Source organism: Pediococcus parvulus, assembly GCF_964063155.1.
GTDB classification, from domain to species: Bacteria; Bacillota; Bacilli; order Lactobacillales; family Lactobacillaceae; genus Pediococcus; species Pediococcus parvulus.
Genome location: NZ_OZ061292.1, coordinates 243,857 through 259,143, shown reverse-complemented (window position 1 = coordinate 259,143; position 15,287 = coordinate 243,857). Strand labels below are relative to the sequence as shown.

12 protein-coding genes are annotated in these 15,287 nt (G+C 37.7%); 4 read left to right on the top strand and 8 right to left on the bottom strand.

The features are described from left to right. Positions 1-34 precede the first annotated feature (34 nt). Entirely contained in the window at positions 35-517 is a 483-nt protein-coding gene (locus AB3217_RS01215; RefSeq protein WP_068806635.1) for a DNA starvation/stationary phase protection protein, read from the bottom strand. A gap of 304 nt (positions 518-821) precedes the next feature. Between AB3217_RS01215 and AB3217_RS01210 the strand changes: the two genes are divergently transcribed. Continuing rightward, positions 822-1,891 (top strand): IS3-like element IS1163 family transposase gene (locus AB3217_RS01210; RefSeq protein WP_100078221.1). Its coding sequence is split into 2 segments (ribosomal slippage): positions 822-1,050 and positions 1,050-1,891, totalling 1,071 coding nucleotides; the frame shifts between segments, so codons are not numbered across the junction. A 57-nt stretch (positions 1,892-1,948) separates the two neighbouring features. Here the strand turns inward: AB3217_RS01210 and AB3217_RS01205 are convergent. The 4 genes from AB3217_RS01205 to AB3217_RS01190 form a co-directional block, all read right to left on the bottom strand. Then, positions 1,949-4,870: a sigma factor-like helix-turn-helix DNA-binding protein gene (locus tag AB3217_RS01205; protein WP_367365538.1), complete on the bottom strand. Its 2,922-nt coding sequence runs from the start codon at positions 4,868-4,870 to the stop codon at positions 1,949-1,951. 218 nt (positions 4,871-5,088) lie between these two features. Next, positions 5,089-8,352, bottom strand: coding sequence for an SNF2-related protein (locus tag AB3217_RS01200; RefSeq protein ID WP_367365537.1), 3,264 nt, complete (start codon positions 8,350-8,352; stop codon positions 5,089-5,091). Positions 8,353-8,644: 292 nt separating this feature from the next. Then, positions 8,645-8,986 (bottom strand): type II toxin-antitoxin system PemK/MazF family toxin, encoded by a 342-nt coding sequence (locus tag AB3217_RS01195; RefSeq protein ID WP_068806644.1) that lies wholly within the window; start codon positions 8,984-8,986, stop codon positions 8,645-8,647. Continuing rightward, the gene (locus AB3217_RS01190; protein WP_068806647.1) at positions 8,979-9,221 is read right to left on the bottom strand and encodes a type II toxin-antitoxin system PemI/MazE family antitoxin; all 243 of its coding nucleotides are present in this window, start codon (positions 9,219-9,221) and stop codon (positions 8,979-8,981) included. The genes AB3217_RS01195 and AB3217_RS01190 overlap by 8 nt, the downstream gene beginning before the upstream one ends. Positions 9,222-9,512: 291 nt before the next feature. Here AB3217_RS01190 and AB3217_RS01185 point away from each other — a divergent pair, with 291 nt between their 5' ends. The 3 genes from AB3217_RS01185 (at position 9,513) to AB3217_RS01175 (ending at position 12,631) form a co-directional block, all read left to right on the top strand. Next, positions 9,513-10,364, top strand: a complete 852-nt coding sequence (locus tag AB3217_RS01185; protein ID WP_367365536.1) for a helix-turn-helix domain-containing protein — start codon at positions 9,513-9,515, stop codon at positions 10,362-10,364. Between the two features lie 111 nt (positions 10,365-10,475). After that, on the top strand, positions 10,476-11,690 hold the full coding sequence (locus AB3217_RS01180; protein ID WP_068806653.1) for an MFS transporter: 1,215 nt from the start codon (positions 10,476-10,478) through the stop codon (positions 11,688-11,690). Next, entirely contained in the window at positions 11,690-12,631 is a 942-nt protein-coding gene (locus AB3217_RS01175; protein WP_068806656.1) for an alpha/beta hydrolase, read from the top strand. Before AB3217_RS01180 ends, AB3217_RS01175 begins: the two co-directional genes overlap by 1 nt. Positions 12,632-12,698: 67 nt before the next feature. Here AB3217_RS01175 and rihC read toward each other — a convergent pair whose 3' ends face one another. The 3 genes from rihC to AB3217_RS01160 form a co-directional block, all read right to left on the bottom strand. Next, positions 12,699-13,616 (bottom strand): ribonucleoside hydrolase RihC, encoded by a 918-nt coding sequence (gene rihC, locus AB3217_RS01170; protein WP_057784902.1) that lies wholly within the window; start codon positions 13,614-13,616, stop codon positions 12,699-12,701. Positions 13,617-13,728: 112 nt separating this feature from the next. Beyond that, the gene (locus AB3217_RS01165; RefSeq protein ID WP_367365535.1) at positions 13,729-14,433 is read right to left on the bottom strand and encodes a class A sortase; all 705 of its coding nucleotides are present in this window, start codon (positions 14,431-14,433) and stop codon (positions 13,729-13,731) included. Between the two features lie 5 nt (positions 14,434-14,438). Next, positions 14,439-15,257 carry a class C sortase gene (locus AB3217_RS01160; RefSeq protein WP_198145821.1) on the bottom strand — a complete coding sequence of 273 codons (819 nt, stop codon included), beginning with the start codon at positions 15,255-15,257 and terminating at the stop codon, positions 14,439-14,441. Positions 15,258-15,287 lie beyond the last annotated feature (30 nt).

The following is a 15,287-nucleotide window of genomic DNA, read 5'->3' as shown; positions in this document are numbered from 1 at the left end:
TTTATTAGTGTGCTAGTTTTGCCGCACCTTGTGCCTAAGCCTCGTCTTCTGTCGGTCCCTTATCTAAAAAGGCGCTAACCATCCAGATCAGTTTGTCCATCTCTGCCTTAAATCCATTCAGCATATCTTGAGTGGGTAAATCCTGTTCTTCATCAGTAATCTCAATACCTTGTTGATACTGATCTCTGATGTATCTGAAGTCATGATCTAAATGCTTCATGAGTTCAGGCAGCGGAAATTCTCCCCAGTCAATCACTTCATCTGGCAAATTTGTGTGCTCGATAAACTCGTGAGTCGTCGCAAATGGCTTGCCACCAAGCGCAATTAACCGTTCTGCTACTTCGTCTAGCTGTTCCGCAAACTCTTCGTTAAATTCATCCATTTTCGGATGCAGTTTAAAGAACTCGGGTCCGCGCATGTACCAGTGAACTTGTTGCACATTAACTTGCAACTGACTTAAATCAGCAATTAACTGGTTCAAATGTGTCTGCGTTTTGGGAAATTGATCCATGGTCATAAAAAAGTACCCCTTTCAGTTTTCCAAGCTGGTTTTACCCATCGACTATATCTTCAGCTTAAAGGGTTTGTTAGGGCTACTCAAGTTATCTGCCTACTGGGATTTCTGGCTAAACAAAAAAGGCAAAGTCATCGCTGGTTTCACCTATCCTTCATCAATTAGGCAAATTGAACTGTATATTTTTAAAACATAATATCATTTGAACTTTTTTGCTTAAATTGAATCTTGCTCCTATCCTAGTATTTTGTACATAAATTTCTGAACAGTTGTGCCATAATTAATAAAACAAGATAGGAGCATTCCAATGAAACGATATCAAGATGATTTTAAAGCCAGCATTGTGAAGATGCATCGTGAAGAGAAAAGATCTATTCGCTCGCTTTCCGAGGAATACGGTGTTTCTCCAGCCGCAATTCATAACTGGGTTAAAGGCGCTAAATCAGTTGAGCTAGAAGACGGTACTGAAGTAACGTCCAAAGAATTCAAACAACTTCAAAAGGAAAATCAGCGATTAAAGGAGGAACTTGAAATTTTAAAAGCTGCGGCGGTGTTACTGGGAAAGCATTAGGACGAATTAATTGCCTTGTCTTCATAGAAGATCAGTTATTGCGACACCGCTTATCAATTATTCTTTCGGCACTGAAATTACCGCGCAGCACCTATTACCATTGGAAAAGATATCAACCTAGTCAACACGAACGTGTTGATAATCAGCTCAAAGAAAAAATTAAATTGATTTGGGAAAATAATTATCGTGCCTATGGTTATCCACGAATAACGATGGTGCTTCGCAAGTCAGGCATCTGTGTTGGGTCAAAACGAATTTTACGATTAATGAGGGAAATGGAGATTCACTCTTTAATGAATCGGCGATTTAAAAAACCTGGCACTCATGTGGATCATTCACAACGCCCCAATTTAATCAAGCACCAGCCCAATGCAAGAATATGGCGTGCTGACATTACTTATTTGGAATTACGTCCAGGAACCTGGGTTTATCTCAGTTCTATTTACGAACCAAAGGTTCATCAAGTTCTTGCTTTCAAGATTGGTCGTCAGATGGAGGCGACGTTAGTTGTAGAAACGATTAATCAGGCGCTTGAATGTCATCAAAAGCCACAATATTTTCACTCTGACATGGGTTCACAGTACACCAGCAACGAAGTTGAAACTTTACTTGAACGGCATCAGATTAGCCACTCATACTCAAAACAAGGTTATCCTTATGATAATGGGCCAATTGAAGCTTTTCACTCATTGTTGAAGAGAGAGTTTGCCTTTCAAACAACTTTTTCCAATTTTGAGGACTTGGTAATCCGAACCTCAAATTACATCAGTTGGTTTAATTCCGACAGAATTAGAACAAGTGTTTAGAAAAAGATGTGCCATTTATTGACATAGGAGCATCTCAAACTTTTTCCACACTAATTTTTATATCTTTTTTAAGTGAACAATATTCTGTCTGTCTATATAAAACGTTTGTTTTAAAATTGCCGGCATGGTATCTAATTTTTCATTTAAAAGAATATTTTTACACTTTAGATATTTCAGAAATTCAGCAAGTGACAAAAATCCAGAATAACCCTCCATCGTGTAACAAATTAAATCAACTATTGAACACCATGAACTACTGTTACTAGCAACTATCAGTGGATCCTCAGGAGTAGTTTTGAATTGAGTTTCCATTTTTGTGAACCAAGGTAACAAACGTACTTGAGTTGCCTGAGTCACACAGTAAGCAATTAAATCTGTATTCCACTGGAGATCACTTATTACTGGTAATTTTAATTCTTTTAGATCAATTGCTTTTAGAACGATATAGTTTTGATCGTTCAAAATGTCTAACAAACTTTTTTCAACTGTCTTAAAAATAGAACTTGTTAAATACATAGAACCTGCTGTCTTATATCTGTGTGGTCCAATTTTTACAATTCCATAATTACTTTTTAATTTGAGATATTTCTGATATGCCGAACTCTCACTAAACCCAATTTCCTTAAAAAAGAAAATCACTTTCTGTCGTGTCAGAACTTGGTTAGCCATCTCTTTTTGGATAATTTCCGAATCCGTCAGTGACTCTTTTTCATACAAGAATTGGGGAAATCCTTTCCATTTTGGCTCAATATATTTAATGAGATCTGCAAAAAAAGATAGGTTAAGATAATCTTCAGGAAATTTTATGCCTTTTTCAGAACACAGAATTTTTACTTTTTTTTGTATTAATTTCGGAAAAATATATCTATCATGTTCTTGAATTTGTGTTTTAATTTCTTTTTCAACAAATCCATTTATTTCGGTTTCTTCTGCAAAGTTATGATAATAAATCGTAGTTCCATGCATACTTAATAGGCTTGAAGCATATACGGCTTGTTCAACAGTATATGATTCCCACCCCAAATCACTCATCGCTTTATTCTTAGAACATTTGTTGTTTTGTTCCCGCACATATTGAATGATTAGATTTTCTCGTGTCAAATGTTTGGTATCTTTCTGCCAGATTGTCATAGTATTCGATTTTCCAAAATCGAAATTATCATTTAAGTAATACTTTAGAATATAATACAGTTCATATTTATTTGCTATTCTGGCCGCTTTTAAATCATTTTCAAAATACTTAAATAAAGCACTAACTTTGATACTTGTTATTGTTTCTAGTTGTTTCGTCAAGTATTCTTTGATCCCCAATATCAGTCTTTGTGGTAACTTGTTTGTGTCAAAATCGATGAAAGAGTTATTGCCAATGTAAATAATTTCATTTTTCCCTACTAACCGCATTAGCATTGTATATATGGCACGATCTTTATTCGAAATATCATCCGCAAAAAGCGGCTCATTACAATCTTTTAGGTATGTTTCTTCCAATTTTTGAATATTATTGGTTGTAATCGTAAAAGTTTTCAATCCTAGGTGACGAATTGTATCTATCATTCGTTCAGACTTGGATTTAGCTTTATATAGCTTTAAATATGACTCAAAGGAATACTCAAAACTTTCTTTAATATTCCTTACCACTTTTTTCTTAGAGAAAGAATCTAAATCTCTTCCCAATATAATAGCAATCTTGTCAAATATTTTTTCCTTTGTAAACTCTTCATTGTTGGTCAAGTCCGATTTTAGACTACGTATTTTTTCTTTTGTTTCAATACTTAAACAAGGGCTACTAATTATTGCTAACTCGTTATCTACCATCGAGGAATTAATTTCTCTTAATATATGTAGGGTCTCCTCCTGAACTTCCCACTCAAATCGAATTTTTTCCGCGCTAAAATACTGAAAAGTTATTATTTCAGGAATGTATAATTTTTCTGCAATCAGTGTTTTTGAACTATCTATTTTTTCAATTATTTGACGAACTCTTTCTCGAGTTAGCCCAATTGCGTTTCCAATCTCCGCTAAAGTATACTTTCCATCTTTTGAAAGCTTTTGCCGAATAGATTCTATCTCTCGCCACCGTACTTTCTCATTAATTTTATTCTGCACAATTTGATCGTACTTGAGCATTTGGTCCTCAAGCGACAATTTGGAAAGATAGTATAATTCATAAAAAAGTTCCTGGTCTTCTCCATCAATAAAATTGAAGTTTTCGGTTGTCAACATTTCCTCAGTTATCGCCAGATGAGTTTTAGATAAATGAAATGCATTCAGAACATTTCTTAAATTAAAGGGCTCAAGTTGAGTTTTTTTTCGCCAATTCTTATACTCTTTGATATCCACAATTAAATTTTGTGACAATTGTTTTTTAGCATGTGAACTTATATCTGGCAACGAAACACTGAGCAAGTCAAATAATTCTTTTGCCGATATTGATAGAGGAACAACGTTGAGTTTCTTTTCCTTAAATATTTCTCTAAGTTTGGGGGAACTTGCAATAATTTCTGGATAAATAATTTTATCAGCCCAAGTATCTTTATAACCTGCGGATTTTAGAACTCTGTCAATTTCTTCTCTTTTTAGTTTTCCAATTCCTTTAGTGTTTTTAACTTTTTCTAAATTTTCTTGGTCAATATCAGTTATTAATTTAATATTATACTGAAAAAAAGCATTTCGAATTGCTTCATGTTTTCTGTCCGCAAATAACGCATCAATTTGCACCGGATCTTTTATTGGAGGAAAGCTCACGTTTTCCTCCGCCAGCACTTCATCAATCAATTTTCGTTTTAAGGAGCCAATTCCTTTTTCGTATTTTATTTTACTCAGTAACTCTGGAGTAACCTCATTTAATCGATAAACTCCATTTTGAAAGAATGCGTTTCGAATTGCTTCATGTTTTCTCTCAGAAAAAGCTTGCTCCACTAACTTAGTATCTTCTACTGTATTTTGGGATAAATCTTTCCCATTTTGCTTTGAATTCATCTTCATGCACCAACTTATAATTAATAATTCAATTATACATTAACCAGTTAACCCTTAATTATAGTTGTCAAATTATTTTTGTTGAAGGTATGAAAGTTTTAAGATTAAGACTCGAGTTTTAACTTTTTCATATTGCGCCATTTTACATAGGTTTTAAATTACATTGAAATATGACAACAATTAATTCATAAAAAAGGCAAAGCCATCGCTGGCTTCACCTATCCTTCTTCAATTCCTAGAATCAAGCGAACTTCTTCCTCTGTTAACGAGCCCTTATTTTCGGTTCCGCTAAGCACTTGATCTACGAAATTTCGTTTCTTTTCTTGTAATTTATAAATTTGTTCTTCGATGGTCCCTTTCGTAATTAAACGAAAAACATCCACCTGTTTCTTTTGACCAATTCGATGAGCCCGCGCGGTAGCTTGATCCTCAACCGCCGGATTCCACCACAGATCGACCAACACGACCATATCGGCACCAGTTAAATTCAAACCAGTTCCCCCGGCCTTGAGCGAAATCAAAAAGATATTCTTCTCGCCGGCATTAAACGCATTGACCATTTCCAAGCGTTCCTTAGGTTTCGTACTTCCTTGCAGGACATAATGATCCAAATGCTGTTTATCCAGCTCGTTTTCCAAAATCGATAACATACTGGTAAACTGCGAAAAGATCAAGACATGCCGATTATTTTCTTCCGCTTGCCGCAAAATTTCGGTTAACTGCTCTAGTTTACCGGAATCGCCTTTATAATCATCTAAATACAAAGCCGGCGTATCACAAATCTGTCGCAAGCGCGTCAAACCAGCCAAAATAGCCAACTTGTTTTTCACAAAGTTTGCGCCGGTCATCCCTTGAACCTTCACCTGCATTTGTTTCAATTGGGCCAAATAAACCGTCTTTTGTTTGTGTGTCAGTTCATTGTATAAGTTTGTTTCGACTTTCGCCGGAATATCTTTTAACACAACGGATTTCTCCCGCCGTAAAATAAACGGTTTGACCCGCACAGCCACCTCATCGGCAGTTAACTGTTTGAACGCTTTCCGGCTAGGCAAGAGTCCGGGCATGACAATTTCAAAAATGGCCCACAATTCTTCGACCCGATTTTCAATTGGCGTCCCAGACAACGCAAAGGTGTTTTTTCGCTTGAGCTTTCGAATACTCTGATTGGTTTTGGTGCTCGAATTTTTCACAAATTGGGCTTCATCCAACACCAAATAATTAATTTTGCGATCATTATACTCGGTCACGTCCAAACGTGCGCTATTATAACTGGTGATCAGCACATCGGCTTGTTCGTTTTCAATCAAATCGCGGCGATTAGCCTTATTACCATCGATAACCTGGGTTTTAATTTCAGGCGCAAACTTAGTAAACTCTTCTTGCCAGTTATAGATTAAGGATGCGGGTGAAATGATTAGATCGGGCTTGTCTTTATCAATATGGTCCAACAAAAATGCGATCATCTGAATCGTTTTACCAAGACCCATTTCATCAGCTAAAATACCGCCAAAATTGTAACTATCCAGCATCTCCAGCCACTTCACACCAATTGCTTGGTACGGCCGTAATATGCCATGTACTGGATGAGAAGCTTTAATTTCAAAGTTTTCCGGATGTGCTAAGTTTTCGGCAAGTTGTTTAAATTTATCATCAAACTTAGCGGTTCCCTGTAAGGCTGCTTGAACCGCAAACGCCTGTGAAGCATGCACTTTCAGTTGCCCGTTTTTAAACTTCCCTTGTTGGCGAATATTCAATAGTGCCTTGCTGACCTTACGAAATTCATCGTCCAACAAGACCAGTGAGCCGTCTGCCTGGGTGATATATGGTTTTTGCGAATCTAGCTGTGCTAAGACACTATCCACATCGTTTTCGTCGACACCTTGCAACGAAAACTTCACTGAAAGTAGACCATCCTTTTCTGAAACGTTCACTTTCGGCGCGAGATCCTTAGAATCATGCAAACTGTTTTTCAGGTCATCACTCAGCGTTACCACACCATTCTTACGCATGTTTGGCAACTCCAGCATGAAGAAGTTAAACATTACATCGGCATCATCGAAAGCCTTCACCCAGACATCCTTACGTAAATAAAAACCAAGACTATTCAAATAATCCCAAGCCTGATCCTCTTTTTCAGTATTACGGCGTTTTTCAGGGGCCTGATCAATATCCTTACTATCAATTAATTTACCACCGTAGTCATAACTTAATTTCAATTGCAGATTGTTGTCTTGTTTGCTCAAATCAAAATGGGGAGTCATTTGACTATCAAAAAAGTCTGCTGATACATCCAAATTACCAATTAATTTGAAGAATTCAATGAAATTTTTCAGTTCTGCTTCCTTACTCTTGTCAAAATGCATTTGAAAGCCTGCATCAGCGGGGTCACGATTCATAGCATCGCCCATGATGTTATTGTACATATCAACGATCCGACTGATAATAATAGCTTGTTGTGTAGTAGCTTGATAAAAAACATTTTGATTAATCACAATTGCACTTCCAAAGATCAATTCCTGAAAATCGCTTTGAATTGTTAGCTCGTATCCTTCTTCATCCGGTTTAAGAGCACCTTTAATCAAACCGCTATTTGTATGAAACGGCTGATACTCAATACTATCAAATAAAAATTGATGATCGCTTTTTTGAAAATGGAAGTTTTGTAATTCATTACATAATTCAATAAACTTAGGAACTACCCTATCCGCCAGAAGATAATATTTATTCATATCTAGCGTTCCGTTTCCATCGAAACTAGGCAATCCGGTCACAGTCATGAAATCTATTAAGGCCTTATCCGCTCCTGAAAACACAGTTTCACCCAACTGAAACTCATTTTTTCCGGCTGTTTTATAGACACCCTCATCCATGTATGCAGCCAAAAAACGTTTAAGATTATTCACCACATAAAATTTATTATCAGTTTTTCTTGCAACCCTGAGCCTAAGAAAGAGATGATTTTCAGCTGGGTAGTTCCAACCCTGACTTAACTGGCCAACCATCATAGTAACATCAAGCACCAACGGCTCCCGAACTGTTTCGGCTAAAGGTGTAAAGTATCGTTTTTCGGGCAAATCGATACTCTGTAAATAGCGCTCACCTGCCAAATCAGCCATTGATTTTCGCTTGTGCACCATTTTTATCTCTGGAAAGTCAACTGTAGGGTCTGTCCAGTCTGTCTCGTCATCATCGTAACTATCGCGATTAACATCAAATAACGTCTCGATTGGATCCTTTGCAAATTTAAATAGTTCGACTACTGCCGCTACATGCTTACAGAAACCATTTTCTGCAAAATATGGACAAGTACAGTTATCATTATCTGGATCTCGTCCCACAGATACATCATACGCATAAGTACCATAGACTGTGGCTTCCACCACCTGTCGCTCTTCGTCCAAATTCTCAATGTTTACTTGTCCATCCTGAAAAAGCTTTTTCCCTCTGTCCCAAATCTTGGATGGCATTGTTCTCCGACGCATATTATTACTCCAAGTCTTAATCTGATTTTGATCCTATACTTCTATTTTACACTACTGTTGTTGAAAACAGTGTTGCGAAATGCTGAATAGTTTTCATAATCATGCAAAAACACAGATCTCAAGAGAAAGATCTGCGTTTTTATTATTTTTAATTGATTATATGTACTCACTTTGGGATAACATCGGGGGTTAAAAATTATTCTACAACTCACAAGTACGCAAAAATTTGGTCAATTCTTCAAAAAAGCAAAGCTCTCTCAAAAAGAGAATTTTGCTTTCGTTTCATCTAGCTTTACATATTCACGCCATTTCCCAAAATCTGTTGGTAATTCTGAATAACAAGATTAAAGTCCGCGGTTGAAAGCTCGCCAACTCTTTCCATTTGTCTTTTAAAATAATCAAAAGAATACATTTGCCAAGCATTTACGTACCCGTCGATTTTTGAATGATGTACTTTCACCGAACCAAAACGATGCTTCGTATGTGTAATCGGGCAAACTACACACAGTCCTGTCAGTCTGTTATATTCTGTTATGCTAATTACAACGGCTAGACGTCTCTTATTAACCTCATTACCGGGTGAAGGATCAAAGTTTAGATAAATAATGTCCTGATAGTGCGGATAATCATTCATCTTTTTCACGTCCAATCATTTTCACGTCCTCAAACTCTGATTTTTGAGAACTAATTTGTTTCAACAATTTTGGATCTTTAAAGGGATTTTTAAGCTTAGGCATAAATACAATCTCTCCATTTGGTCCTTTGGTAACAAAATACCGGGCATTCTTGTCTAATTTTATATTTGCGGGAACGGTCAACACTGTGGAATTACCCACTTGACGAGGCTTTATCGTTTGATCTGCGGCCATAAGCATACACTCCTCTTATTAGGATTGGTTTATTATAGGCAAAGTGTATCGTATATACAATGTGTTTATAAGCAAAGACAATTCGTTCACTGAGTTTTTACTGACTGGATCCACTATTAAGAAAGTACGCAAAAATTACTTTTGTTTTCTAACAACTTAAAGAATCAATGAAATGCTGGTAAATTGACGCATCTTGATCTGGAGAATAATCTATAAGTAACAAGAATAATGATAATCAAGAGAACGCCTTTGGGAAATATGATTAGTCAGTACATAAAATTGGAGGAAACGATGACAAAATTCTTTTATGAACAAATAACACCAAATCATGCTTTGCCGTTTCGATTATTAATTCATGACACTGGCGCGGCCCATACGGTCTTACGCCACTGGCACAAAAGTTACGAAATCGACTTTGTATTACATGGTTCAAATCGTAATTTTATTTTGAACGAAAAAAGATTTAATCAAAATGCTGGCGAAGTCGTTGTTATTAACCCTTATGAAGTTCATGGCCTTAACCTCCCTTTCGAACATAATCGAATTGCGATTACCATAATGCTACCGGATAGTTTTGTAAGTGGTGCAGGTGTCACACTTAACACTCAACACATTCAAAATATTATTAAAAAAGACCCAACTTGCCAACAACTATTCCGACAGCTATATAACAATACAAAAAAAGTTTCCACAATTGGTACGCAATCAGAACAAATTGGCCTAACTTATCAATTATTTGCATATTTACTTGATACCTATTCTCAAGTGCAGTCTCTTACAGATCATCATCGAATAACCAGCCAAATGGATCATTTAACACCTGCATTAACTTGGATTGAAAAAAACTTTTCTGAAAAAATTACAATAGCAAAATTAGCCAAATTGGCAAATGTATCCCCAATTTATTTTGCTCATTTATTTAAAACATATCTACAGCAAACCCCAGTAGCTTATATTACAGAGCGCAGATTATTAGCTGCAAAAGACAAATTAAAAAACACAACAGACAGTATTGAAACCATTGCATACTCAAGTGGTTTTCCAAGTAGTAAAGCCCTAAACAAGGCGTATAGTACCTACTACGGATTAACTGCAGGACAGTTTCGTAAGTCAAATCAACTCAAAGAAATTAATTTGCCATGATTAAATAGCAGGATTTGCCCTATTTTGAGCAGTAAAACACTTAATCTTTAAAAAGAAAGCGTTTTAGTATAGTTCTTGTAAGCGCTACAACTACTATATGGAGGTTTTCTTATGAACAAATACACATCAAATAAACGTAATACTTTGATTTTTAAAATTGCTTTATTGTCATCTACGTTTTTGATTACAGGAGCAAGTGCCACTTCAGTACTATTACCAAGTTTAAGAAATGCTTTTCCAAGCGTCAGCAAGGCGACCATTCAATCATTCTTTTCAATTACGGCATTACCACAATTTATTGCGTTGCTGATTGCTGGATTCTTAGCGTCAAAGATTGGCAAAAGAAGAGTCATCTTATTAGGTGCACTATTGTGGACTGCGAGCGGATTATTACCAATGGTTCTTAATAATTTCAATGTTATTTTGATAAGTCGTCTCTTTCTTGGTTTCAGTCTTGGACTGATTCAACCAATTGGAACTAGTATGATCGCAGATTTTTACGAAGGCGACCAACGAGCTTCTCTGATGGGAGTCCAGAGTGCCATTATTGGAGTTTCCGGAACTATTTTGACATATGCCATTGGACTTTTAATTTCAATAGGTTGGCGATATGCATTTTTAATTTATTTAGTTGGTTTAATCGTGTTTGCTTTAACTCTTGGCTTTTTACCAAGTCATATTACCGAACACAATGAAACAGCTAAAGACCTTGTTACTGATTCCACCAGTAAACACTTAGGTAAAGAAGTTGTTACTTGGGTATTTCTAACTTTCTTCTTCAATCTCGGTCAAGGTGGTATCAATATTGATTTCAGCATGGCTGTGGTTGAAGAACATATTACAAATGCCACTGGGGCTGCAAATATGATGGTTGCTTATTCCGTCCTTGGATTAATTACTGGTTTACTTTTCGGGTTATTTATGAAATTTGCTAAAGCTTACGGCGGAATCATAGCAGCAGCGTTATTCCTAATTGGCAATCTTTTAGTTGCAACAACCAGCGGAATTTTTGTTTACTATATTGCAATGATATTTGCAGGTGCAGGATTTGGATTATTCATGCCTTATATGTTTACGGCCGTTAATCAGCACACTACCGCAGCTAATTCAGCTTACGCAACCAGTGCCACAACTGCAGCCGCCTCATTAGGTAATTTTATTGCACCATATGTATACAGCATTTTAGCTAATTTCTTTGATAATAACTCAAGTAAATTTGCTTTTAATTTTGCCAGTGTATTTTGTTTCATATTATTATTAGGATTAATTCATGTAAAAATATCCGATCATAAAGCTATCAATCAAATGAAGGGAAGCATTAACTAATGAATGAAAAAAAAGTTTCTGATTACATCGCACCACAAAATTATTCTTACAAAGATTTTCCTGCTGCCGAGGATTCACCCGAAGGTATGCATACGTTAACCCCAGATTTAACACCTACTTTCCCGGTTGTAAACCTGAACGTTCCTTACTCAATAAAAAGTGGCAAAACTTTACATCTCCACATCATTACACCTGCCATCGCTAACGAAAATTTGCAAGAACAATTTCCACTAATTATGTGGGTTCAAGGATCTGCTTTCCACAAACAAAGTCTTGGTAATCATATGGCTCATATGGTGGAAGTTGCTAAACACGGTTTCGTAGTGGCAATGGTTGAATATCGTTGGGCCCCAGACGATCCCTTCCCTGCACAAGTAAAAGATTTAAAAACCGCAACTCGTTTTATGTTACGACATGCCAATAAATATCATGTTAACCCTAAGAAGTACATTGCCTGGGGAGATTCTTCTGGCGGGCACACCGTTGCTACCGCTGTTATGACCGCAAATCTACCTGAGTTTAATGATGAAGATGTCACTGTTCAGCCTCTTCATTATGCAGCTTGTGTTGATTATTATGGGCCAACAGATATTAGTCGGATGAACAAGGTACCTTCAACTCAAGATCATGTCACTCCACATAGTTTAGAAGGTGAATTTTTTGGTACCCAACACCTTTATGACGTCCCTGAATTAGTTCAAAAAGGTAATCCAATCACTTACATTGATGACAAACCATTACCACCATTTTTAATTATGCACGGTAATAAGGACCGTTTGGTACCTTTTGAACAGAGTGTCCTTTTATACCAGGCCTTACGTGCTCATCACAAAAATGTCACCTTTTACAAGATTTCAAATAGCGATCATGGAACTGACGCTTTCTTTGTACCAGGCGTTTTGAAAATCACACTAGATTTTATTGATAAGGCACTAGAATAACACTAATCTAAAATTATTTACCAAAAAAGTGATGGATGTGAATTACGCATCCATCACTTTTTATGTTTTAGTCTACCTTCATTGCCCGAACTTCTTCAATAAACCAACGATTGAAGTCATCTGTATCAATGCCAACTGCGACTTCCGCATTTGTTTGCCCATTATGATAGGCACCACGAATGTCAGCCACCGTCTCACCAATTGCGGGACCACTAGTCTGAATATCAATCCAGTAGTTCACCGTTTGGTAATATTCCGGATGCAAGAGGTAGCAAATCGTATTCACGTCATGCATCGGAATGCCGCCTTCATGGCCTTCATAGTAATGTTTAAAAATTGAGGCCAACATATTGCCTGCTTCTCCTAACGTGGAAACTGTCTCCAAGGTTTTTGGAGTCAACAAGGCTTTCATCGTCACATCCAACCCAATCATCACAATCGGAATCCCAGAATTATACATAATTCGCGCAGCATCAGGATCTGTGTACACATTAAACTCAGCCGCACTTGTCATATTACCACGGCCAAGTGCTCCACCCATCGCCACGATACGGGTAATTCTGGACTTCACTTCTGGATGGACAGCTAACAGTAAGGCGATGTTCGTGTAAGCCCCTGTTGGCACTATTGTCACGGGCTTTGAACTACGCATGATGGTCAGATACAGGGCCTCCATTGCAGAGTGCTTTACCGTTTCACCCACAAATTCATCAAAATCATAACCGGGCATCCCTGATTCCCCATGGATTCTTGCCGCATCTTCAAACGGCTTAATTAAAGGTTGTTCGGCACCACTAGCTACAGGAACTTTTTTGTCGAAGAAATGGACTAGTTTCAGCGCATTCCGCGTCGTTTTATCCACTGTGACATTGCCCGCCACGGTCGTGATTAGCCGAACGTCAAACTCAGGATTGTTCAAAGCAACGGAGATGGCAGCTGCATCATCAATTCCAGGATCGCAGTCCATAATTATTCTAGTTGTCATGATTGTTTGTGACCTCCTCATAAAGTTGGTTTCCTTAGTTCCATTGTACTGGTTTCTCGCAATTTGAATAGCCCTAAATTCGTTCCGCAATTATCAAAAAACACTTCTGGTATTACCCAAAAATATTTTTATAACGGTTTAAATTGGTACTGGTGCCGACAAGTTCGCCTTGAACCACGATTCGATTTGGTTCATTGTAGTTCGCCGAAGCACAGGTAATCAGTGTGACCACTTTTTTACCAGGAACATCTCGCAATACTTCCACTTCGTTTTTGGGGACGGTCCGTTTGCTGTAGGTACGGTAACGGTGAACTTTTTTCATGTCCGTAAGGTAAATCATGTCGCCCACCCGCACCCGTTTTAAAGGTGAAAACAGAATCCGCGTATTCGTCATATAGTGCCCAGCCATGGCATAGTTGCCCTTGCCCATCTGTTGATCTTCCGACATGGTGCCGGCACCTCGTGACAGGACCTGATTGCCCAATCCTTTCCCAATGGGTAATCGAAGCGACACATTAGGAATCGCAACTTTGCCGACCGACGCATATTCAGAAGCATTGCCACTCTGTATGGCGTTTTGAGCGGCATTTTGGACAGCATCTAAACTAACGCTAACTGGATTCAGCATTTTGACTGTTGAATAATCAAAATTAGCCGATTTTCGTTTGGCTGCTTCCACCTTTTCAGCAGTCATATCATCCACTTCTTGATTTCCCATGTGACGAATCAGCGGATCACTTAACAGCGCAATCAGCATGATCAGTAAACCAAACAAGAAAATCAATCCCAGCAACCATCCTTTTAGTTTTCGGCTCATTTAGCTCACCTTCTTCTGCTCTTGCGTTTGTACCAACGATAACCACCATATGTTGCGCCACCTGCTACAAGGATACCGAGACCAATCCACAACCATGGAATTTGTTTCTTTGCTGCCGGTTCCTTTTCGTTTGGAATGCGATGCCCCCGGACTAACAAACGGTGGGTATTGATCATGTAAGGTGTACAGGTCATCAACGTCACATAGTTATAGTTATCATCCCTTTGAAAATTATCTAGTTCTGTTGGCTTGACCGTTTTGATGCGATCCACCTTGTAGGTCATTTTTTTACCTTTAGAGTTGATGAAGAACCGATCGCCAACTTTCATTTTTGGTAAGTCCGTGAACAGCTTGCTTCCCGGCAAACCACGGTGAGCCGTGACCACGCTGTGGGAGCCTTTTTTCCCGTCTAGCGAGGACGTTTTTTCCATAAGACCAGCGCCTTCACTTAATTGCAGATCATCAGTACCTTTAAAAATGGGTAATTTAGCGTCAATTCCAGGAATGTTGATGGTTCCCAGCATTTCCACCTGCGTCAGCATCCCATTCATTACGTTGGATTTTTTGTTTTTATCCACTTTTTTGACGTTAAATTTTTGAAACGGATTCTTCAGCCAAGACCAAGTTTTATTAAGTTTGGAGGTCGAAACTACGACAGCCTGTTTGCTATGTCGTGAAACAGAGTTATAGGTATCAATCATGCGATGTTGTTGCTGTTGTGACATAGCATTCGATACGAATGGAAAGACAATAATGCTCAGACCAATTACAAATATTAGGGTTGCGAGTGTTCGTTTTAGCCATTTTCGTTTAATGACCAGCACCTCCTTTGGAAAACAGATTTTTTTGAGCTA